The organism is Cryobacterium sp. TMT1-19, from assembly GCF_004403055.1.
Classification (GTDB): Bacteria; Actinomycetota; Actinomycetes; order Actinomycetales; family Microbacteriaceae; genus Cryobacterium; species Cryobacterium sandaracinum.
Map to the genome: position 1 here is coordinate 53,951 of NZ_SOHB01000009.1, position 18,528 is coordinate 72,478.

Below are 18,528 nucleotides of genomic sequence, written 5' to 3' on the forward strand. Positions count from 1 at the left end.
CCGCCGCGCAGCTCCGTGTTACGCACCGTGGCCTCGGGCACCGCAGGGGACGCGACTGCGTCAGGCCGGCGAGCCGCCGGCGATCTCGTAGGACCACAGCTCACTGCTGATGCCCATGGGCCGGGCCGGTGCTTCGCCCTCCGTCGGGGCGTCGCCGCGGTGACCCTGCGCGAAAGACGGCGAGGTCAGCCAGGCCTGGAAGGACTCCTCGTCGGCCCAGCGGGTGACGACCAGCCAGGTGCTGCGATCATCCGTCGGCTTGAGTAGTTCGAAACCCTCGAAACCCGGTCGGTCGTCGACCGCACCGGCTCGGGCGGCAAACCGGCGGGCCAGCTCGTCGCCGTTGTCGCCGGGCACCGTGATGGCGTTGATTTTGATGATCGTCATGGGGTTTCTCCCTCTCGTGGATGCACTGTTTACTCCCCCCATGCTGTCACCCTCGGCGGCGACGACGACCTCACCCTGCGGGCTCTCGCCAGGCCCGATGCCTATGTTGGGGAATAATGCGACTCTTTCTGATCCGCCACGGCCAGACGCCCGCGAATGTGCTCGGCCAGCTCGACACCGCTCACCCCGGTCCCGGCCTGACCGAGCTCGGTTCCCGGCAGGCCTCAGTGATTCCGGATGCCCTGCGCCTCGAGTCCATCGACGCCATCTTCGCGTCGACGCTCGTACGCACCCGGCTCACGGCCGAGCCGCTGGCGACCGCGTTGCAGCTCGACGTTCAGGTGGCCACCGGGCTGCACGAGATCGAAGCGGGCGCGCTCGAGGGACTCAGCGACCGGGCATCCATTCGCACCTATTTTGAAACCGTGCTGACCTGGGTCACCGGGGACCTGACAGCCAGGATGCCCGAAGGCCTGGACGGGAACAGCTTCTTCTCCCGGTTCGACGCCGATATCGCTTCTGCCGCCTCCGGTGCCGACACGGCGGCGGTGTTCAGCCACGGCGTGGCGATCCGCGTGTGGACCGCGGCCCGCGCCAGCAATGTGTCGCCCCTGTTCGCGGGCACGACTGACCTCGAGAACAGGGGGGTGGTCGAGTTGTCCGGCTCTCCCGAAGACGGTTGGACCCTCGTGTCGTGCGCCGGCCTCAGCGTGGGCTCACCGGGCGGACCGCAGCTGCTGGCGCTCTAGGTGCGCTGAGTCCTCCGCGATTGGTTGTGTCGCGCAGTTGTGTCGCGCAGTTGTGTCGCGCCCGGAGGGCCGAACCAATTCGACGGAGATTTTAAGGAAAAGGCCGGTTTTCGGGCTGTTTTGGGGCGATTTGGGCAGAATCTCCGTCGAATTCGTTCGGGACAAGACGCTGCTGAAACGGCCCTACTCCGGGCCTGCGAAAATGCTGACATGTCCTTTAACCAGGGGGTCGCAGCTGCCGCTAGTGCACACCGAAGCTCAGCCGAAGCTCAGCTACCGCTGACATCTGACGGCCTGGCCGCTCAACGGCATTCACGAAAAACCATGAGGACACCGAGTGAAAGATCCATCCTCCCGGCCGGGGCCGCGTCGATTCCGTGTTCTGTCAATGGCGCCGGGTCGACGACGCCCACTCCAACTCCGACGCCCACGCCCACTCCCACTCCCACTGCGCCAGCCACGCCGACACCGACACCGACTCCGACACCCACCGCGACTCCCACACCCGCCTCCATACCGGCGGGCAGCCTCCTCGTCGCCCCGTATGTGGACATGGGCCTGTGGCCGAGTGCTGACCTCTCCGCATTCGCCGCGGCGCCGGGAGTCACGGCCGTCACCGGCGCGTTCATCGTGGCCGACCGCGCCAGCAACTGCAGCCCGACCTGGGCCGGTTACACCGCCTACACCGTGGGTGGAACCCAGGACTTCGTCGGGTCCATCTCGAAGTTCCAGAGCGGCGGCGGGAAGTTCGTCGTCTCGTTCGGCGGGGCCGTCAACAACGAACTCGCCTGGGTCTGCACCGACCCCGCAGCCCTGCTCTCCGCCTACACGAAGGTTGTCGACCGCTACAACGTGGACCGGATCGACTTCGACATCGAAGGCTCCGACGTCTCCGACCCGTCCGCCAACGCGCGTCGCGGCATCACGCCGATGATCGGGCTGAACGACACGGGAGAGGTCTTCTCGCTCACCGACACGACCAAGGTCGGCAAGTTCGCCAAGGCGAACGCGCTGAACTACCTCGCTGGTGGGAAATGACCCGGGACCAGCCGTGCACCAGCGGGATCGCCGCGTACATGTGCTCCTGGGTGAGCAACCCGCAGTGGTCGTTCTCCCGGGCGTTCGTGGCGGCCACCAACTAGCCGCAAGCCACTCAGCACCGAAAAGACGGATGCCCCTGCCCGGCCGGGTGGGGGCATCCGTTGTTTCATCGGCTGAAACGACTACACGTGGTCGCGCCAGCTGTGCTGCGGTGCGTAGCCGAGCATCCGTCGAGCCTTGTCGATGGAGAGCAAGGTGTCGTTCTCGCCGACCTCCCGGAGTTCGACGCCGGGGAAGACCTCGGCGGCCAGCTCGGCGTTGGGCCGGCTCATCACCGTGTCGGCGGCGGCGATGATGAACGCCTCGAAGCCCGGCTTCGCGTTCTGCAATGCCCGCAGCACGGCCTGGGCGCCATCACGGCCGTCGATGTAGCCCCACAGGTTCCACTTGCGCAGGGTGGCGTCGGCGTCGAAGGCGGGGAAGGCCGCGTAGTCCTCCGGGTCCTTCACGTTGGAGAAGCGCAGAGCCGTGATGCTGAGTTCGGGATCCCAGCGGGTGAGCTGGATCGCCAGCTGCTCCTCGAGGTGCTTCACCAGCGAGTAGGTGCTCTCGGGCCGGGCCGGGTACTCCTCGTCCACGGGAATGTAGGGCGGGTCGATGTCGAACGGGAGACCGAGCACAGTCTCGCTGGACGCGTAGACCAGCTTCTTGACGCCCGCCCGCCGGGCCGCCTGGAACACGTTGTAGGTGGAGAGGATGTTGTTGTGGAACGTGGCCACGTCGGGAACCAGGCCGGGAGCCGGGATCGCGCCCAGGTGCACGATGGCGTCGAACCCGCTATGCCGGTCATCGACACCGAGGACCGCGTCGACGACCTGGCCGTAGTCTGTGAGGTCCACGACCACCAGATCGTGGCTGCGGGCACCGTCGCGGTCGAGGTTCAGTACCTCGTGGCCCTCGGCGACGAGGTACGTCACGACGGTCCGGCCGAGCTTTCCGCTTCCACCAGTGACAACGATCTTCATGCGGGACTCCTTTGTGTGAGCGGTGCTGCGGATGCGGCGCTGAGGCATCCGTGCCGGGTCTCGGCAGCTAGGACGACACGAACAAGCGTACGACTGCACGGTGGGCGCGCTGTGCGTGCACTGCGCGTGCACTGCGCGTGCACTAGCCTCCAGACATGGAAACGTGGGACGTCATCGTGGTCGGTGCGGGCGTCTGCGGTCTGACCATCGCCCGGAACCTGCAGGAGCGCGGTCGTGCGGTCCTCCTCCTCGACAAGGGATCGCGGCCGGGCGGGCGGCTCGCGAGCCGCCCGCTCGGCGGCCGGCTGTTGAACCCGTCCGTCGACACGGTTCACAGTCACGACGCCGAGGTCACCCGCGAGATCACCCGCCGAACGGGAGCCCGGTTCGTGCCCGACACCGAGGGCTACGCGAAGTGGATGTTCGACGAGCCCGCGGGCGATATTGCCAAGCGGTGGGCGGGCGGCACGACGCTCCGGCGCTTCTTCGTCACCCACTTCGCCGTGCAGGATTCCGGTCTCATCCACGTCGTGCCGCGCGGCTCGGGGGAACCGTTCGGGGGCCGGGCGGTGGTTCTCACAGCGCCGGTTCCACAGAACCTGCAGATGCTGCGCGGCAGCGGGATCGCTGTCGCGCCCGGCCTGCTCGAGGCTGCCTACGACAGGCGGGCTGTTCTGCTGTGCATCGTCGACGGCGCCGACGACGTCGTGAATGACGTCGTGGGCCGGTCCGCTCCCGACGGAGTCATCGAGACGATTAGAGTCAGGCACCGGGACGATGCCGGACAGGTGTGGCTCGAGGTCATTGCGAGCCCGCTCTGGAGCGAGGCGACCTGGGACGCGGACGCCACATTTTCGCAGGCGGAGCTGCTGGCCGAGCTGATCCGGCTGCTGCCCGGCGTGCGCGTTCTGGACTCAGCGCTGAAGCGCTGGCGGTATGCGAATGCTGTGGTGCCTGCAGATTCGGGGTCGGATGCCACGTTCTTCCGCAGCGCGGACCAGCCCGGCATCTTCGTGGCGGGAGACGGTTTCGGGCGGCTGCACGGGCATCCGTCGGGCATCTCTCGGGCCGTGCGCTCCGGACTGGACGTGGCCCGCGCGCTCGCCTAGCCCGCCTGAGCCCAGCGTTCGAGCTCGACTTCCGGTGGTCGAGCTCGTCGAGACCCGGCGCGCCGTCGCTAACTTCGGAGATTTTCGCGACACGCCGCTCAGGCGCCAAGACCGGCGTTTTCCAAAAATCTCCGTAATAACGTGACGACGGATGCGGGTGGCAGACCCGGTGACGGATGCCCGAAGCAGGCCTGGTCGCTCCCCGCCGAGGCACTGGCCGGGTTCGAGCAGGCCCTGCTGGAGTCGGCCCCGCACCTGACGGTGTCGAACCTCGCCTAGAGCAGCACGCCCCACACCACGTGCGCGGCCAGCAGCGTGGTGCCGAGCGTGACGAGGGTGATCTGCACGATCTCCACTCGGTGCGGATGCGCCCATGCGCCGTGGGCTCGTCGGCCGAGCCAGGCGTTGGTCCAGACCAAGGCCGCCACCGCGAGCAGCGAGAGGGTGACGGTGCGCACGAAGAGTTCGGGCACGTCACGGAGAACCCCGGCGCCGACCTGGTAGAAGGCGATGATGCCCCACGGCACGATGCCGACCATGGCTCCGAAGACGAAGGGCCGGAGCGAGCCGCCGGCCGGTTCACGCTCCTGCAGTGCGAGGAACAGCGTGGCACCCGCCGTGATGGCGTAGAGCGCCACCAGCGTGCCGACCTCCGTGACGCCGTTGAACTGGGCGATGAGGAACACCGTGATCGCGGAGACCTGCGAGTACTCGACCCAGCGCAGCGGATTGCGCGCGGCGGCCAGGCCGCGCCGGTAGCTGCCGGCGAACGTCGGGGTCCCGGCGGCGAGGCGTAGGAGCGCGGAGAAGGCGAGCAGGATGACGACGGCCACCCCGAGGTTCACGGCGGCCAGGTCGATGACCTGCGCTTCGGCCTGGGAACCCACCGGCCCGCCGGGGAAGCCGGCCGTGACCGGCAGCAGCACCGGGGCGCTCTGGGCCAGGACGACCACGGAGACCAGAACGGCCTGTGCGATCAGGAGGAGTGCGGCGGCGAGGTTGACGCTGCGCAGGCGGGTGGATCGGGCATCCGTCACGGTGTTCTCCGATGCCGTCGTCATGCACTCAGCGTAACGGCCAGGGTGCGCCGGCAGCCTCCGGAAACGCGAGAATGAAGGGGTGAGTGACGCCGGCAGCTTCGTAGACGCGACGCTGCAAGCCGAGGGGGATCCGTACCGGGCGGCGGCGGAGAAGGAGCGGCTGGGCAGCGACCTGCGGTTCTACGGTGCCTCGGTCGGCGCGGTGCGCGGCACGATCCGGGACGCCGGCCGCCGGTATCCCGGCCTGACGCAGGACGACATCACAGCACTGAGTTCCGAGCTGTGGGCGGTGCCGGTGTTCGAGCGCCGTCTCGCGGCCGTCGTGCTGCTGCAATCGAATGTGCGGGTGCTGGACAACTCCGACCTGAGCCGGATCGAGAAATTTGTGCGAAGTGCCCGCCTGCGCGAGTTGGTCGACCCGCTCGCCGTCGACGTGGTGGGTCCACTGGTGGAGCGGTTGGATGCGCCGGGCCGGGCCCGGGCAGACGGGGTGCTCGATCGCTGGGCCGGCGACGGCGATCCGTGGTTGCGCCGGGCCTCCCTGCTCACGAGGCGTCGGCTCGAGCAGCACCTCTGATCAGTCTCAGAGCCCCGGCAGAACCTGCTCGCGCACCTGCTTGCGCAGGATCTTGCCGAGCATCGAGCGGGGCATGTCCTCGATCGTGACGATCCGGCGCGGGATCTTGTAGGCGGCGAGGTGCTCGCGGCAGTGCTCCCGCAGTGCATCCTCATCGAGCGGCACTCCGGGCTTCAGCTCGACTGCCGCGACGACCATTTCCCCGCCGCGTTCGAGAGCCTTGCCGACGACGGCCGCGTCGACGACATCCGTGTGCAGTCGCAGCACCGCCTCGACCTCCGAGGGCGAGACGTTGAAGCCGCCGGTGATGACGAGTTCCTTGGCGCGGTCCACGATCGTGGTGAAGCCGTCTGCGTCGACGGTCACGATGTCCCCCGTGCGCATCCAGCCGCCGGGGAGGAGGGCCTTCGCGGTCTCCTCGGGGTTGTTCCAGTAGCCCTGGAAAACCTGGGGGCCCTTCAGGAGCAGCTCGCCGGGCCGACCCTGCACTACCTCCATGGTGGGGTCGTCCAGGTCGACTACCTTCATCAGCGTGGAGGGAAAGGGCACGCCGACCGTGCCGGGCCGGCGGGTGGGGTGGAACGGGTTGCCGAGGGCCACCGGCGACGTCTCCGTCATGCCATAGCCCTCCACCAGCAGCCCGCCCGACACCGATTCCCACATTTCCACGACATGGTCGGGCAGGTTCATCGCACCCGAGATGCAGTACTGGCAGGAGCGCAGCGAGATTCCGCGCTCCTTCGCCACCACGGCCGTGCGCTCGTAGATCGGCGGCACCGCGCAATACACCGTGGCGGGCGACTTCTTCATGGCGTCGAGAATCAAGTTGGGGTCGAACTTGGGGAACAAGACGAGCAGACCTTGCTTACGGATGCCGTAGGTCAGGTAGAGGGTCATGCCGAACGCGTGGAACATCGGCAGGATCGCGTAGAAGACCTCCTTGCGGTACTCGGCCCCGTGCATCCATGCCTCGCCCTGCAGGGCGTTGGAGTACAGGTTGAAGTGGGTGAGCATGGCGCCCTTGGGCTGGCCCGTGGTGCCCGAGGTGTACTGGAGGGCCGCGAGGTCGTCGACCGACGGGCGCGGATGCCCGGGATCGATCGGGACATGGCTGAGCAGTTCCTTCCACGGGATCGTGCCCGGCGCGGCAATCGTGAGGGCCTCGCGGGATTCGCGTAATTTCTTCACCGGCAGGTGCAGGGCGAGGCGCTTGAGGGTCGGGAACGCCAGGAGCAGGTTCACGGACACGATGTGGTCGATCTCGATGTCGCGCGGGAAGGCGCGAACGGAGGCCACGGATTTGTCCCAGGCGATCACGATGCGCGCCTGGTGGTCCTCGAACTGGTGGCGGAGCTCCCGCGAGGTGTACAGCGGGTTGTGCTCGACCACCACGGCGCCCAGGCGCAGCACCGCGTAGAAGGCGACGACGTGCTGGGGGCAGTTCGGCAGGATCAGGGCCACCCGGTCTCCCGCTCGCACCCCGAGGTGCCGCAGACCCTCCGCAACCCGGTCGACCTGGTCGCCGAGTTCGGTGTACGTCGTGCGGCGCCCGAAGAACTCGAGTGCGGGGTGGTCACCGGCCTCGGCCACGGACCGCTCGAGCATCGCGACGAGCGACTCCGTGGGGAGCTCGATCTCGGCCGGGACGCCCGGCTGATAGTTCTTTACCCAGGGTTGCTGCTGCGTTGTCGACATGGTCTTATCCTCCCGCACGAACGGGGCGCACTCTCCGATGGATTACCGTTGTAGTATGCACACCCCTGACACGACCCCCACGCAGAGCGAGGCAGATACTGCCCGCGACGCGAAAACCTTCGCCGACCTCGGGCTCAATGATGCGATGCTCAAGGCGCTCAAGGACGTCGGGTACGAAACTCCCTCCGCCATCCAGGCCGCCACCATCCCCCCGCTTCTCGCCGGGCGCGACGTCGTCGGCCTCGCCCAGACCGGAACCGGCAAGACCGCCGCGTTCGCGCTGCCGATTCTTTCGCGCCTCGACCTGGCGCAGAAGACCCCGCAGGCACTCGTGCTCTCCCCGACCCGTGAGCTTGCCTTACAGGTCTGTGAGGCATTCGAGAAGTACGCCGGTCATATGCGCGGCGTGCACGTGCTCCCCGTCTACGGCGGCCAGGGCTATGGCGTGCAGCTCTCCGCGCTGCGCCGTGGGGTGCACATCGTCGTCGGTACGCCCGGCCGCATCATGGACCACCTCGAAAAGGGCACGCTCGACCTGTCGCAGCTGAAGTACCTGGTGCTCGACGAGGCCGATGAGATGCTCAAGATGGGCTTCGCCGAGGACGTCGAGACGATCCTCGCCGACACCCCGAACGACAAGCAGGTCGCCCTGTTCTCGGCGACCATGCCGCCGCAGATCAGGCGGATTTCGAAGAAGTACCTGAACGACCCCGAAGAGATCACGATCAAGAACAAGACCACGACCTCCGCGAACACGACCCAGCGCTACCTGATGGTGTCGTACCCGCAGAAGGTCGACGCGCTCACCCGCATCCTCGAAGTGGAGAACTTCGAAGGCATGATCGTCTTCACCCGCACCAAGAACGAGACCGAACTGCTCGCCGAGAAGCTGCGCGCGCGCGGCTACTCCGCCGCTGCCATCAACGGCGATGTGGCCCAAGTGCAGCGCGAGCGCACCGTCAACCAGCTCAAGTCCGGCAAGCTGGACATCCTGGTCGCAACGGATGTCGCCGCGCGCGGCCTCGACGTCGACCGCATCAGCCACGTCGTCAACTACGACATCCCGATCGACACCGAGTCGTACGTGCACCGCATCGGCCGCACCGGCCGCGCCGGCCGCAGCGGCGCAGCGATCAGCTTTGTCACGCCGCGCGAGCGACACCTGCTCAACGCCATCGAGCGGGCGACCCGCCAGCCGTTGACGCAGATGCAGCTGCCCAGCTTCGAAGACGTCAATGTCACCCGCCTGGCACGCTTCGACGACGCCATCACCGAGGCCCTCGGCCAGTCCGAACGGATCGGCGCCTTCCGCGACATCATCGGTCACTACGTCGCACATCACGACGTGCCCGAAGCGGATGTCGCGGCGGCCCTGGCGGTCGTCGCCCAGGGAGAGACTCCCCTGCTGCTCACCCAGGCGGATGCCCGCGCGCAGCGGCCCGAGCGTGCCGACCGCGGCGACCGGGCAGAGCGCGCCCGCGCCGACGCCGGTCGCGGCGACCGCCGTGACGAACGCGCAGAGCGCGGCGAACGCGTGGAGCGGGTGGAACGCCGCCCCCGCGACAACAACCGCGCGATGGCCTCGTACCGCATCGAGGTCGGCAAGCGCCACAAGGTGGAACCGCGCCAGATCGTCGGCGCTCTCGCCAACGAGGGTGGCCTGAGCCGCGAAGACTTCGGTCACATCCAGATCAACCCGGAATACTCGCTCGTCGAGCTGCCGGCCGACATGCCGGGCGACGTGCTGGGCCGACTGGAGAACACCCGCATCAGCGGCAAGCTCATCGAAATCCGTGCCGACGGCGGCGGACCGGTCCGTCGCGAGGGCCGCACCGAGCGCCCGCCGCGCCAGCCGCGCAGCTACTAGGCACCTGCCTCGGCAGGGCACGGGGTATCCGCGATCCGCTACCCTGCCGGGGGCTATCCAACTCTGGTGCAGAGTGCAATCGTCGTCGGCGAACCACATGGTTCCTGACGAAGGAGACTGACATGTTCACCAGTTCCGAGGCCTTCAGTTCGTTCTCCGTTGACGACATCGACAAGGCGAAGCGCTTCTACGGCGAGACCCTCGGTCTCTCCGTCACGGAGGGCATGATGGGCAACCTCGAGGTTCGGCTCGGCAACGGCGCGCAGCTGTTCATTTACGTCAAGCCCGATCATGTGCCGGCGTCCTTCACCGTGCTCAACTTCATGACCGACGACGTCGAGAAGACGGTCGACGAGCTCAATGCCCGCGGCGTGACCACGAAGATCTACGGCGATGCGGATCTGGCCGACATGCCGCGCAACGACGAGAAGGGCATCATGCGCGACGAGGAGGACCGGGCCCAAATCGCCTGGTTCACGGACCCGGCCGCCAACGTGCTGGCCGTAGTTGCGAAATCCATGTAGCGGTGTACCCGGTGATCTGGAACGGGGAGACCAGCCAAAACATCATCGGCCGTTGGAGACCTTCGTCGGGAGCAGACCGGAACTCGGCAGTCTCAGCGCGCAGGAACGTGACCTCCTGAGCACCACGGTCTTCCGGGCAGTGGAGCGTCGGTACGACTGTTGGGGGTTTGACTTCCTGTGGTTGCCGGTCGGCTCGACCCTCTGGCGCCCTGACGGCGTCAGCGGCTCCGCGTCGCCGGGAACAGCGGCTTGCAGGTCGTGCAGACCTCGCCGTCCTCACCGTTTTCACTCCGATCGTCGACGGCACGGTGCTCGATGCCCAGACGCTTGAGCAGCGCCCATGCCAGCAGCGCGATCGCGGCGACGGCGACGACCGGGCGAACGGCGGCGGCGATAAGTGGCACAGCCTCCCGCAGTTCGGTGGTGAGATAGACCGCGATCAGGCCGAGCACGGGCCAGCGCACGTCACACCGGGTGGCTTCCCCGCCGATCGGGGCATCGAAAAAGCTGGCGACGACCAGGCCGATCAGCCCGGCCCCGACGACCGTGACCGCATAGGCCCAGACGGCACCGGGGAACATCAGTGATCCGCCGGCCACGGCAACGGAGCCCGAGGCGAGTGTCAGCGCGGTTAACGTCGCCGCCGCGATGCCGGCTGCGACCATCCGTCTTCGGCGAGGCCAGATGCGGAGTTCGGTGAACGTTCCCGAGATTCTCATGGTGTGGCTGATTCCTCGATTGTCATTGAGGGTTGATACCCCATGGGGTATTTTATACACATGAAGTCAGACCCGACAAAGCCAGATGATCTGCGCAAGACCATGAACCGGCTCAAGCGCGCCCAGGGGCAACTCGCCGCGGTGATCGCCGCCGTCGAATCAGGCGCCGACTGCCGGGCGGTCGTCACCCAGCTCGCCGCCGTCTCCAGCGCCATCGACCGCGCCGGCTTCACGATCATCACCTCCGCGATGAAGGAGTGTCTCACCGACCAGGGCGACACCGTTGACAAGAAGCCCCTCCGCGTGGAGGAACTCGAGAAGCTGTTCCTGGCGCTGTCCTAGTTGACAAGCGCCACCACGGCCTGCACGGCCACATAGACCGCGACGATCAGAACCAGAACGGCGAATCCGCGTTTCAGCACCGTGTCGGAAAGTCCGCGGGCGAGCCGGCCGGCGATCAGCGACGCAGCCATGGCCGTCACGGCGAACGCGCCGGTCACGGCCCAGTCGATCTGCACGTCACCGAGGTGCGCGGTGAACCCGGCCATCGAGTTGATGACGATGATGACCAGCGAGGTTCCCACGGTCACGCTCATGGGCAGGCCGAGCACGAGGGTGAGCGCGGGCACGATGAGGAAGCCTCCACCGACGCCGAGCAGCCCGGTCAGGAAACCGACCACCGCGCCGGTGGCGAGCGCGCGGGGCAGGCAGCTGCACCACCTGGTTTTCCCACCGGGGAGAGCACAGGGGCCGCCGCCAGGTCGGGTCGGCATGAACATGCGGATGCCGGCGATGACCATGATCACGGCGAAAATCAGCAGCAGAACTCCCGGGTCGAGCAGCCGGTTGACCATGGTGCCCAGGTAGGCGGTCGCCACCCCGGCCGACCCGACGATGGTGGCCAACCGCCAGTTGACGCCACGACGCAGCCGCGGGAGCACGGCGACGGCGGAGGCCGCTCCGACCACGATCAGGGAGGTGGGGATCGCCTCCTCCAACGGCAGCCCGACCCCGTAGACCAAGGCCGGCACGGCGAGGATCGACCCGCCCCCGCCGACCAGGCCCAGCAGCGCCCCGACGATGAGCCCGAGGACGAGGGCCGCGATGATCACGGGCGCTGAGGCAGAACCGTGGGCAGCCGCTCAGCGGTCCACTCGAGCATGCCGCCCATCATATTGATCGTGTCGAATCCGGCGGCAGCGAGGTAGTCGGCGGCGCTGGCGCTGCGACTCCCGCTGCGACAGACCAGGATCACGGGTCGCTTCGGGTCCAGAGCGGCGGTGTTCTCCGGAATCGTGCTGAGCGGAATGTGCCGGGCTCCGGCGATCATGCCGTCGAGAAGCTCGGGGGTTTCCCGAACATCGACGATCTGCGCCTCGGCCTGGCGGCTGAAGACCTGCTGCGGGGTGAGTTCCATCATGAGTGCCTTTCCAGGGACAGATTGGGGCGGAATCGAGCACACAGAACCAGGAGGAGTCCGGTCAGCGCGAAGACGCCGAACAGGACCGCTCCCAGAAGACGATGGGGAGCACCAGGGCCGCGTTCCAGGACAGGCCCGGCGTGAGCACCCGGGCGAAAACGGAGAGACTGATCGAGACGACAGTGCCGAGGCCAGAACCGAAGAGCACACCGATCGGCAGCATCTTCCAGGATCGGTCCACGAGCCGGGACTGCGCTTCTCGGCCGGGTGGATCGCCGTTCGCTTTCCCGTCATGGGGTTAGACGGTCAGCTCGGCCAGGGTGAGTCCGGCAGCCGTGGCCTCGTCGAAGTTTCCGTCGACGTGCACGACCTCACGGCCGGCGCGCTGCAGAAGGCTGGCGGCGACGCCGGCACGGTAGCCGGAACCGCAGTGCACCCAGATTGTGCCGGCCGGGATCTCCTCCATCCGGGAGAGCAACTCGTGCAGCGGAACATTCACCGCACCGAGCAGGTGGGAACCGGCGAACTCGTCGGCGCGACGGGTGTCCAGAAGGACATCCTGTTCGGCGCGGCCCTGCAGCATCCCGACCCAGCCCACACGCGGGTAGGTGGCGACCGGGGCATCCGGGGCCAGGGCGTGCGGCTCGGTGCCGATGCCGGCATCCGGCGAGTCGATGCCGATGCGCGACAGGTCACGGATGGCGTCCTCGACGTCTGCGCGGTCGCCGACCAGGGTGAGCTGCTCCTTCCAGGGCAGAACCCAGCCCAGGTAGGTGGTGAAGTTCGAGCCGTTGCCGTATTCGAAGCTCACGGCACCCTGCAGGTGGTTACTCGAGAACGCGACCCGGTTGCGCAGGTCGACGACCCACTCCCCCTCGGCCAGGCGCCGGGTGAGCTCGGCGGCGTCGAGGGACTCGGGCACCTGCAGGTTCGGCGCGCCGGGACCCTGCGTATTCGCGGGGGCCATGTGCGCGTAGTAGGAGGGGTAGGCGGTGAGGTTGGTGATCAGGTCGCGCACGAAGTGCTCCTCATCGGAGTCGGTCAGGGCGTGGTTCGCCGTGAGCTGTTCGCCGATGGTGGATGCTCCGGCGCCGGTGGCCGGGCCGCTGGAGCAGAAGGAGCCGAACCCGTGGGTCGGGAAGAGCGCGGCGTCATGCTCGGCCTTGTGCACGAGCCGGCGCACCGAGGCGTACTGGTCGTGGGTGAGCGCGACCGTGTCGGTCGTGGCTACCAGGTCGGTGCGTCCGACCGAGCCGAACAGCAGGCTGCCGCCGGAGAAGACCGCCTCGGTGGTGCCGTCACTGACGATGTAGGACACGTGCGTGTGGGTGTGCCCCGGCGTGGCCACAACGGTGACGGTCAGGCCGCCGATCGGGATGACCTGGCCGTCGGTGACCGGCTCCCGCTCGAAAGTGACGGAGTCGGCGGCGTTGACCAGGTACTTCGCGCCGTGAACCCGGGCGAGCTCGAAGCCGCCGGTCACGTAGTCGTTGTGCAGGTGGGTCTCGGCGACGTGGGTGATGGTGACCCCGGCCTCGCGTGCCGCGCTCTCCACCCGGTCGGTGTCGCGCTGCGGGTCGATGACCAGCGCGACCGCGCCGTCGTGCACCAGGTAGCTGCGGTCTCCCAGCTGCGGGGTTTCGATAACGATAACGTCCATGGTTCGAAGTCCTCCAAGTCTTGCATGCGTCGTGCTGACGTCTTGCCTGCGTCGTGCGTGCGATTGGATCGCACATTGGATACGATACCCCCAGGGGTATCCGGAAAGCAACCTGCCGGGCCGCCCCGGGCGTCGTCCGACGCTTGACCAAAATACCCCATGGGGTATATTCTGGAGTTATGGCAACCATTGACACCACCGAGAAAACCTTCGACCAGACCATCACCGACAACTCCATCGTGCTGGTGGACTTCTGGGCGGCCTGGTGCGGCCCGTGCCGCATGTTCGCGCCCACCTTCACCGCCGCGTCCGAGAAGCACCCCGACATCGTGTTCGCCAAGGTCGACACCGAGGCCGAGCAGAGCCTGGCCGCCGCCGCGGGCATCCGTTCGATCCCGACGCTGATGGCCTTCCGCGACAAGGTGCTGGTGTTCTCCCAGCCCGGCGCCCTGAACGCCTCCTCCCTGGAAGAGGTCATCACCGCCGTGCGGAGCCTCGACATGGACGAGGTGCACGCCAGCATCGCGGCCCGCCAGGCCGCCGACCAGGCGTCTGCCTGACCGGCCTCTCCGCCTTACCGACTCCCAGCGACGCCCCCAGGCCGGCCAGTCGAACCAGGGCGGCATGGCCATGGGCACGCTGACCGAGGACCAGAAGTCAGAGCTTGCGGCGATGACCGAAGAAGAGAAGCTCGCGTACGACCTGTACGCCGCATTCGACGCACAGTACGACCCGGCGCTTTTCACCCGCATCGCCAAGTCGGAATCCAAGCACCTGGATGCCGTGCGCACCCTCCTGGAGCGGTATGAGCTCACCGACCGTCGGACTGGCGGCCGGCGAGTTCCTGACCGACGACACCCAGGACCTCTACGACACCCTCCTCGCCGAGGGCTCGGTCACCGTGGACGCCGCGATGGAGGCCGGAAGCGCGGTCGAGGAGACCGACATCGCCGATCTGACCATCGCGGTCGAGGGCGTCACCGCCCCCGACGTGCTGAAGGTCTACGAGCGACTGCTGGCCGCTTCCGAAAAGCACCTCGTCGCTTTCGGCGGCTAAGCACCGGCGACACAACGAAGGGCACCCACGCTCGTGGGTGCCCTTTGCGGTGTTGTGGGTGGTGCCGGTGTTGCGGGTGGTGCCGGTGTTGCGGGCACTACCGGGTCGTGACGATCGGGAGACCGGTGGAGACGGTGGCGGCAGACATGGCGCCGGCATCCGTCACCGAGGCGAACCCGAGATCAGCCAGACGGGCCGCCGCGGCGGCCGAACGGCTGCCCGAGCGGCAGTACACGACGTAGTCGCCGTCGGTCGGCAACGCCGCGGCCTGGCTGTCGAAGTCGGATGACTGCACATCGATGTTCAGCGCGTCTTCGAGGTGACCGGCGGCGTACTCCCCGGGGGTGCGCACGTCGATCACGACGGTGTCGGCCGCCATGGCGGACTCAGCCGCCGGGGCGGCCGGAGCGGAGCACGCGGTGAGGCCGAACAGGGCGGCACCAGCCAGGACGAGTGCCGCGACGAGGTTCTTCATGCCTAGTTGCAGGTGCAGCGCTGAGCGGGCGGGATGTCGGCCATGACGCTGTCGACGTGCTCACCGCAACCGGTCCAGGTGATCTTGCCGCAACGGTTACAACGAATGGGGCTGCACATAGGTGACTCCTTCTCGATTCACTGAAAGTATCAGCATACCCCCTAGGGTATCCAGAGCGCCACCATCGGCCTCGGTCGCTTTCCCGGCAGCCCTTGCCCCCAGACCACGGCCCGCCCGAACGAATTCGACGGAGATTTTCCGATTTTTGACCTGTGTGGGCCACAAACCGGGCTCCAGAGCCAAAATCTCCGTCGAATTTGTTAGGGGCGATGGGCGGGGTGCGAGTCGCGGGCGAGCTGGGTAGCCAGTTCGCCGAGGGCGGTGATGGTGTGGTCCGGTGCCGCGAAGAAGCTGGGGTAGATCTCATCGGCGCGGTTCAGCCACGCAGTGCGGAGGCCTGCCTGCGCGGCCCCGTGGATGTCCCAGGGGTGCACGGCCACCAGGAGCAAGTCGCCCGGCTTCACTCCGCAGACATCCGCGGCGTAGTCGTAGGCGGCCCGAACCGGCTTCCAGGCCGGGGCGTCCTCCACCGTGAGCAGAGCCTCGAACTCCCCTCGGAGACCCGCCCGGGTCAGGAGGGACTCGGCCACCTGCGCGGATCCGTTGGAGAAGGTCACCAGGCGCAACCCTGCACTTTTCAGATCACGGATGCCGTCGGCAATGTCCGGATGCAGGCTCAAAGTCTCGAAGCCGTCCATCACGTGGCGCACCGAGTCGTCGAGGCTACGGGTCAGGTCGACGTCGCGGAGGACCCCGCGCAGGATCTCGGATCCGATCATGGAGAATTGCGCGGTTCCTCCCGCGGCGGCGAGGGCGAAGCCGTCCCGCAGCAGCGAGGCGAACCAGACCCGCGCCAGGTGGGCCGGGGCTCCGATCTCCACGAACCGGGCGCTCAGCGGGGACATATCGGAGAGGGTTTCGTTGACGTCGAAAACGATTACTGAAGGTGTGCTGTTCATAGCGATTTCCTTTGATTGGTGCGGTTCTGCCGCCGTGCCTTTCCCGCGAGGAACACCCCAGCCACGGTCAGGGCTCAGCTGGTCCTCCTGTCAAAGCTTTCTTCCGCGCAACACCCTAGTCGCGCGGGGAGGGATCCACCGGGGTGGCCTTCCCTCCGATCCCACCTGGGTCGTCGATTTCGGCATATTCCCGGTCACGATCCGGCTCGCTCAGGGAATTCTTCTCAAACGAAGAAGAATCCCAAAAGTTCTGCCGGGAATCGTGAAGAAGACCGCTTGTTATTGCAGCAGTCTTCAAGTAGCAGCCGATAACGGGCCGCCGGAAGCCGTCCAACGCTCTGCACAATTCAACGTCGAAGGAATGCACATGACCATCTATCAAGACGACACCCAGGCTGTCGAAGCTCTCAAGAACGCGGCCGGAAGCAGCTGGGACGCGATCAACCCTGAGTCGGTCGCCCGCATGCGTGCACAGAACCGCTTCAAGACCGGCCTCGAAATCGCCCAGTACACCGCCGACATCATGCGCAAGGACATGGCGGAGTACGACGCGGACTCCTCCGTCTACACACAGTCCCTCGGAGTCTGGCACGGCTTCATCGGCCAGCAGAAGATGATCTCGATCAAGAAGCACCTGAAGACCACGAACAAGCGCTACCTGTACCTGTCCGGCTGGATGGTCGCTGCTCTGCGAAGCGACTTCGGCCCGCTGCCCGACCAGTCCATGCACGAGAAGACGGCCGTTCCCGCGCTGGTCGAGGAGCTCTACACCTTCCTCCGCCAGGCCGACGCCCGCGAGCTGGACCTGCTATTCACCGCACTGGACGGGGCCCGTACCGCCGGCAACGACGCCAAGGCCGCGGACATCCAGGAACAGATCGACAACTACGAGACCCACGTCGTGCCGATCATCGCGGACATCGACGCCGGTTTCGGTAACCCCGAGGCGACGTACCTTCTGGCCAAGAAGATGATCGAGGCAGGCGCCTGCGCCATCCAGATCGAGAATCAGGTCTCGGACGAGAAGCAGTGCGGCCACCAGGACGGCAAGGTCACCGTTCCCCACGAGGACTTCATCGCGAAGATCAACGCCGTGCGGTACGCGTTCCTCGAGCTCGGCATCGACAACGGCATCATCGTCTCGCGCACCGACTCGCTCGGTGCCGGCCTGACGCAGAAGCTCGCCGTGACCTACCAGCCCGGGGACCTGGGCGACCAGTACAACTCCTTCCTCGACGTCGACGAGATCACCGAGGCCGAGTTGGGTAACGGGGATGTTGTCATCAAGCGCGACGGCAAGCTGCTGCGCCCCAAGCGCCTGGCAAGCAACCTGTTCCAGTTCCGTCAGGGAACCGGTGAGGCCCGTTGCGTGCTCGACAGCATCACCTCGCTGCAGAACGGCGCGGACCTGCTCTGGATTGAGACGGAGAAGCCGCACGTCGCCCAGATCGCCGGAATGATGAACGAGGTGCGCAAGGTCATCCCGAACGCCAAGTTGGTCTACAACAACAGCCCGTCGTTCAACTGGACGCTCAACTTCCGTCAGCAGGCGTACGACAACCTGCTCGCCGAGGGCAAGGACGTGTCGGCCTACGACCGCGCGAAGCTGATGAGCGTCGCCTACGACGAGACCGAGCTCGCTCAGATCGCCGACGAGAGCATCCGCACCTTCCAGCGCGACGGCTCGGCCGAGGCCGGCATCTTCCACCACCTCATCACTTTGCCGACCTACCACACGGCCGCGCTGTCCACCGATGACCTGGCCAAGGGCTACTTCGCCGACCAGGGCATGCTCGCCTACGTCAAGGGTGTGCAGCGTCGAGAGATCCGTGAGGGGATCGCCACGGTCAAGCACCAGAACATGTCCGGCTCCGACATCGGTGACAACCACAAGGAGTACTTCGCCGGCGAGGCCGCCCTGAAGGCCGGCGGCACCAACAACACGATGAACCAGTTCGAGGAACCGGCACTGAGCCACTAGCCCGAGTTCTGCAGAGGTCGCAATGAAGAAGCCCCAGTCGCAGAACTGGGGTTTCCTCGTTGGCCCTCCACCTTGGCCGGCAGGCTGAGGTTGTGCCTATCCTTGCCCGCAAAGGCTTCCACCTGCTCGTCGCCCGCTCGGGGCTGGCCAGACGCCTGCCGATGCCGATGCCGATGCCGATCG

General features: G+C 66.9%; 21 protein-coding genes and 1 pseudogene. 11 read left to right on the forward strand and 11 right to left on the reverse strand.

Annotated features, from left to right (window positions below; all coding sequences use genetic code 11):
- Positions 1–60 precede the first annotated feature (60 nt).
- Positions 61–387 carry an antibiotic biosynthesis monooxygenase gene (locus tag E3T40_RS02050; protein WP_104194657.1) on the reverse strand — a complete coding sequence of 109 codons (327 nt, stop codon included), beginning with the start codon at positions 385–387 and terminating at the stop codon, positions 61–63.
- Positions 388–503: 116 nt separating this feature from the next.
- Between E3T40_RS02050 and E3T40_RS02055 the strand changes: the two genes are divergently transcribed.
- Positions 504–1,136 (forward strand): histidine phosphatase family protein, encoded by a 633-nt coding sequence (locus tag E3T40_RS02055; RefSeq protein ID WP_134542546.1) that lies wholly within the window; start codon positions 504–506, stop codon positions 1,134–1,136.
- A gap of 552 nt (positions 1,137–1,688) precedes the next feature.
- Positions 1,689–2,174, forward strand: coding sequence for a hypothetical protein (locus E3T40_RS02065; RefSeq protein ID WP_134542548.1), 486 nt, complete (start codon positions 1,689–1,691; stop codon positions 2,172–2,174).
- A 185-nt stretch (positions 2,175–2,359) separates the two neighbouring features.
- Here E3T40_RS02065 and E3T40_RS02070 read toward each other — a convergent pair whose 3' ends face one another.
- A complete protein-coding gene (locus E3T40_RS02070) occupies positions 2,360–3,202 on the reverse strand; it encodes an NAD(P)-dependent oxidoreductase (RefSeq protein WP_104171148.1) in 843 nt (280 codons plus the stop codon).
- A 155-nt stretch (positions 3,203–3,357) separates the two neighbouring features.
- On the opposite strand from E3T40_RS02070, the gene E3T40_RS02075 reads away from it, so the two are divergent.
- Entirely contained in the window at positions 3,358–4,311 is a 954-nt protein-coding gene (locus E3T40_RS02075) for an FAD-dependent oxidoreductase (protein ID WP_134542549.1), read from the forward strand.
- A gap of 141 nt (positions 4,312–4,452) precedes the next feature.
- Positions 4,453–4,590, forward strand: coding sequence for a hypothetical protein (locus tag E3T40_RS16190; RefSeq protein WP_158250276.1), 138 nt, complete (start codon positions 4,453–4,455; stop codon positions 4,588–4,590).
- Here E3T40_RS16190 and heR read toward each other — a convergent pair.
- The gene (heR, locus tag E3T40_RS02080; RefSeq protein WP_104194661.1) at positions 4,587–5,372 is read right to left on the reverse strand and encodes a heliorhodopsin HeR; all 786 of its coding nucleotides are present in this window, start codon (positions 5,370–5,372) and stop codon (positions 4,587–4,589) included. The genes E3T40_RS16190 and heR overlap by 4 nt on opposite strands.
- Before the next feature lie 58 nt (positions 5,373–5,430).
- On the opposite strand from heR, the gene E3T40_RS02085 reads away from it, so the two are divergent.
- Positions 5,431–5,928, forward strand: coding sequence for a DNA alkylation repair protein (locus E3T40_RS02085; protein ID WP_104171152.1), 498 nt, complete (start codon positions 5,431–5,433; stop codon positions 5,926–5,928).
- A gap of 6 nt (positions 5,929–5,934) precedes the next feature.
- Here the strand turns inward: E3T40_RS02085 and E3T40_RS02090 are convergent, their stop codons facing one another.
- Positions 5,935–7,623 (reverse strand): long-chain-fatty-acid--CoA ligase, encoded by a 1,689-nt coding sequence (locus E3T40_RS02090; RefSeq protein ID WP_134542550.1) that lies wholly within the window; start codon positions 7,621–7,623, stop codon positions 5,935–5,937.
- A 55-nt stretch (positions 7,624–7,678) separates the two neighbouring features.
- On the opposite strand from E3T40_RS02090, the gene E3T40_RS02095 reads away from it, so the two are divergent.
- Together E3T40_RS02095 and E3T40_RS02100 are read left to right on the forward strand one after the other, a co-directional pair.
- Positions 7,679–9,490: a DEAD/DEAH box helicase gene (locus E3T40_RS02095; protein ID WP_104171154.1), complete on the forward strand. Its 1,812-nt coding sequence runs from the start codon at positions 7,679–7,681 to the stop codon at positions 9,488–9,490.
- 122 nt (positions 9,491–9,612) lie between these two features.
- Positions 9,613–10,014 (forward strand): VOC family protein, encoded by a 402-nt coding sequence (locus E3T40_RS02100; protein ID WP_134542551.1) that lies wholly within the window; start codon positions 9,613–9,615, stop codon positions 10,012–10,014.
- 218 nt (positions 10,015–10,232) lie between these two features.
- On the opposite strand, the gene E3T40_RS02105 is transcribed toward E3T40_RS02100, so the two are convergent.
- A complete protein-coding gene (locus E3T40_RS02105) occupies positions 10,233–10,733 on the reverse strand; it encodes a hypothetical protein (RefSeq protein ID WP_134542552.1) in 501 nt (166 codons plus the stop codon).
- A 60-nt stretch (positions 10,734–10,793) separates the two neighbouring features.
- On the opposite strand from E3T40_RS02105, the gene E3T40_RS02110 reads away from it, so the two are divergent.
- Complete coding sequence (locus E3T40_RS02110) at positions 10,794–11,075, forward strand: metal-sensitive transcriptional regulator (protein WP_104194664.1); 282 nt, start codon at positions 10,794–10,796, stop codon at positions 11,073–11,075.
- Here E3T40_RS02110 and E3T40_RS02115 read toward each other — a convergent pair.
- The 4 genes from E3T40_RS02115 to E3T40_RS02130 form a co-directional block, all read right to left on the reverse strand.
- A complete protein-coding gene (locus tag E3T40_RS02115) occupies positions 11,072–11,845 on the reverse strand; it encodes a sulfite exporter TauE/SafE family protein (RefSeq protein ID WP_104194665.1) in 774 nt (257 codons plus the stop codon). The genes E3T40_RS02110 and E3T40_RS02115 overlap by 4 nt on opposite strands.
- Positions 11,842–12,153: a rhodanese-like domain-containing protein gene (locus E3T40_RS02120; protein ID WP_233194097.1), complete on the reverse strand. Its 312-nt coding sequence runs from the start codon at positions 12,151–12,153 to the stop codon at positions 11,842–11,844. Before E3T40_RS02120 ends, E3T40_RS02115 begins: the two co-directional genes overlap by 4 nt.
- Before the next feature lie 61 nt (positions 12,154–12,214).
- Positions 12,215–12,394 (reverse strand): hypothetical protein, encoded by a 180-nt coding sequence (locus E3T40_RS02125; RefSeq protein ID WP_134542553.1) that lies wholly within the window; start codon positions 12,392–12,394, stop codon positions 12,215–12,217.
- Between the two features lie 57 nt (positions 12,395–12,451).
- Positions 12,452–13,813, reverse strand: a complete 1,362-nt coding sequence (locus tag E3T40_RS02130; RefSeq protein ID WP_104194666.1) for a rhodanese-like domain-containing protein — start codon at positions 13,811–13,813, stop codon at positions 12,452–12,454.
- A gap of 179 nt (positions 13,814–13,992) precedes the next feature.
- On the opposite strand from E3T40_RS02130, the gene trxA reads away from it, so the two are divergent.
- Entirely contained in the window at positions 13,993–14,373 is a 381-nt protein-coding gene (gene trxA / locus E3T40_RS02135; RefSeq protein ID WP_104171161.1) for a thioredoxin, read from the forward strand.
- 112 nt (positions 14,374–14,485) lie between these two features.
- A pseudogene (locus E3T40_RS16195) lies at positions 14,486–14,870 on the forward strand (DUF2202 domain-containing protein).
- A 97-nt stretch (positions 14,871–14,967) separates the two neighbouring features.
- On the opposite strand, the gene E3T40_RS02145 reads toward E3T40_RS16195, so the two are convergent.
- Positions 14,968–15,345 (reverse strand): rhodanese-like domain-containing protein, encoded by a 378-nt coding sequence (locus E3T40_RS02145; protein ID WP_104171163.1) that lies wholly within the window; start codon positions 15,343–15,345, stop codon positions 14,968–14,970.
- A gap of 320 nt (positions 15,346–15,665) precedes the next feature.
- The gene (locus E3T40_RS02150; RefSeq protein ID WP_104171164.1) at positions 15,666–16,364 is read right to left on the reverse strand and encodes a haloacid dehalogenase type II; all 699 of its coding nucleotides are present in this window, start codon (positions 16,362–16,364) and stop codon (positions 15,666–15,668) included.
- A gap of 367 nt (positions 16,365–16,731) precedes the next feature.
- Between E3T40_RS02150 and E3T40_RS02155 the strand changes: the two genes are divergently transcribed.
- Complete coding sequence (locus E3T40_RS02155; RefSeq protein ID WP_104171165.1) at positions 16,732–18,345, forward strand: isocitrate lyase; 1,614 nt, start codon at positions 16,732–16,734, stop codon at positions 18,343–18,345.
- The last annotated feature ends 183 nt before the right edge of the window (positions 18,346–18,528 follow it).

Coding starts and splice junctions, on each gene's coding strand:
- E3T40_RS02050 (WP_104194657.1), bottom strand. CDS start 387: ATGACGATCATCAAAATCAACGCCATCACGGTGCCCGGCGACAACGGC.
- E3T40_RS02055 (WP_134542546.1), top strand. CDS start 504: ATGCGACTCTTTCTGATCCGCCACGGCCAGACGCCCGCGAATGTGCTC.
- E3T40_RS02065 (WP_134542548.1), top strand. CDS start 1,689: ATGGGCCTGTGGCCGAGTGCTGACCTCTCCGCATTCGCCGCGGCGCCG.
- E3T40_RS02070 (WP_104171148.1), bottom strand. CDS start 3,202: ATGAAGATCGTTGTCACTGGTGGAAGCGGAAAGCTCGGCCGGACCGTC.
- E3T40_RS02075 (WP_134542549.1), top strand. CDS start 3,358: ATGGAAACGTGGGACGTCATCGTGGTCGGTGCGGGCGTCTGCGGTCTG.
- heR (WP_104194661.1), bottom strand. CDS start 5,372: ATGACGACGGCATCGGAGAACACCGTGACGGATGCCCGATCCACCCGC.
- E3T40_RS02090 (WP_134542550.1), bottom strand. CDS start 7,623: ATGTCGACAACGCAGCAGCAACCCTGGGTAAAGAACTATCAGCCGGGC.
- E3T40_RS02095 (WP_104171154.1), top strand. CDS start 7,679: ATGCACACCCCTGACACGACCCCCACGCAGAGCGAGGCAGATACTGCC.
- E3T40_RS02100 (WP_134542551.1), top strand. CDS start 9,613: ATGTTCACCAGTTCCGAGGCCTTCAGTTCGTTCTCCGTTGACGACATC.
- E3T40_RS02105 (WP_134542552.1), bottom strand. CDS start 10,733: ATGAGAATCTCGGGAACGTTCACCGAACTCCGCATCTGGCCTCGCCGA.
- E3T40_RS02110 (WP_104194664.1), top strand. CDS start 10,794: ATGAAGTCAGACCCGACAAAGCCAGATGATCTGCGCAAGACCATGAAC.
- E3T40_RS02120 (WP_233194097.1), bottom strand. CDS start 12,153: ATGATGGAACTCACCCCGCAGCAGGTCTTCAGCCGCCAGGCCGAGGCG.
- E3T40_RS02130 (WP_104194666.1), bottom strand. CDS start 13,813: ATGGACGTTATCGTTATCGAAACCCCGCAGCTGGGAGACCGCAGCTAC.
- trxA (WP_104171161.1), top strand. CDS start 13,993: ATGGCAACCATTGACACCACCGAGAAAACCTTCGACCAGACCATCACC.
- E3T40_RS02145 (WP_104171163.1), bottom strand. CDS start 15,345: ATGAAGAACCTCGTCGCGGCACTCGTCCTGGCTGGTGCCGCCCTGTTC.
- E3T40_RS02150 (WP_104171164.1), bottom strand. CDS start 16,364: ATGAACAGCACACCTTCAGTAATCGTTTTCGACGTCAACGAAACCCTC.
- E3T40_RS02155 (WP_104171165.1), top strand. CDS start 16,732: ATGACCATCTATCAAGACGACACCCAGGCTGTCGAAGCTCTCAAGAAC.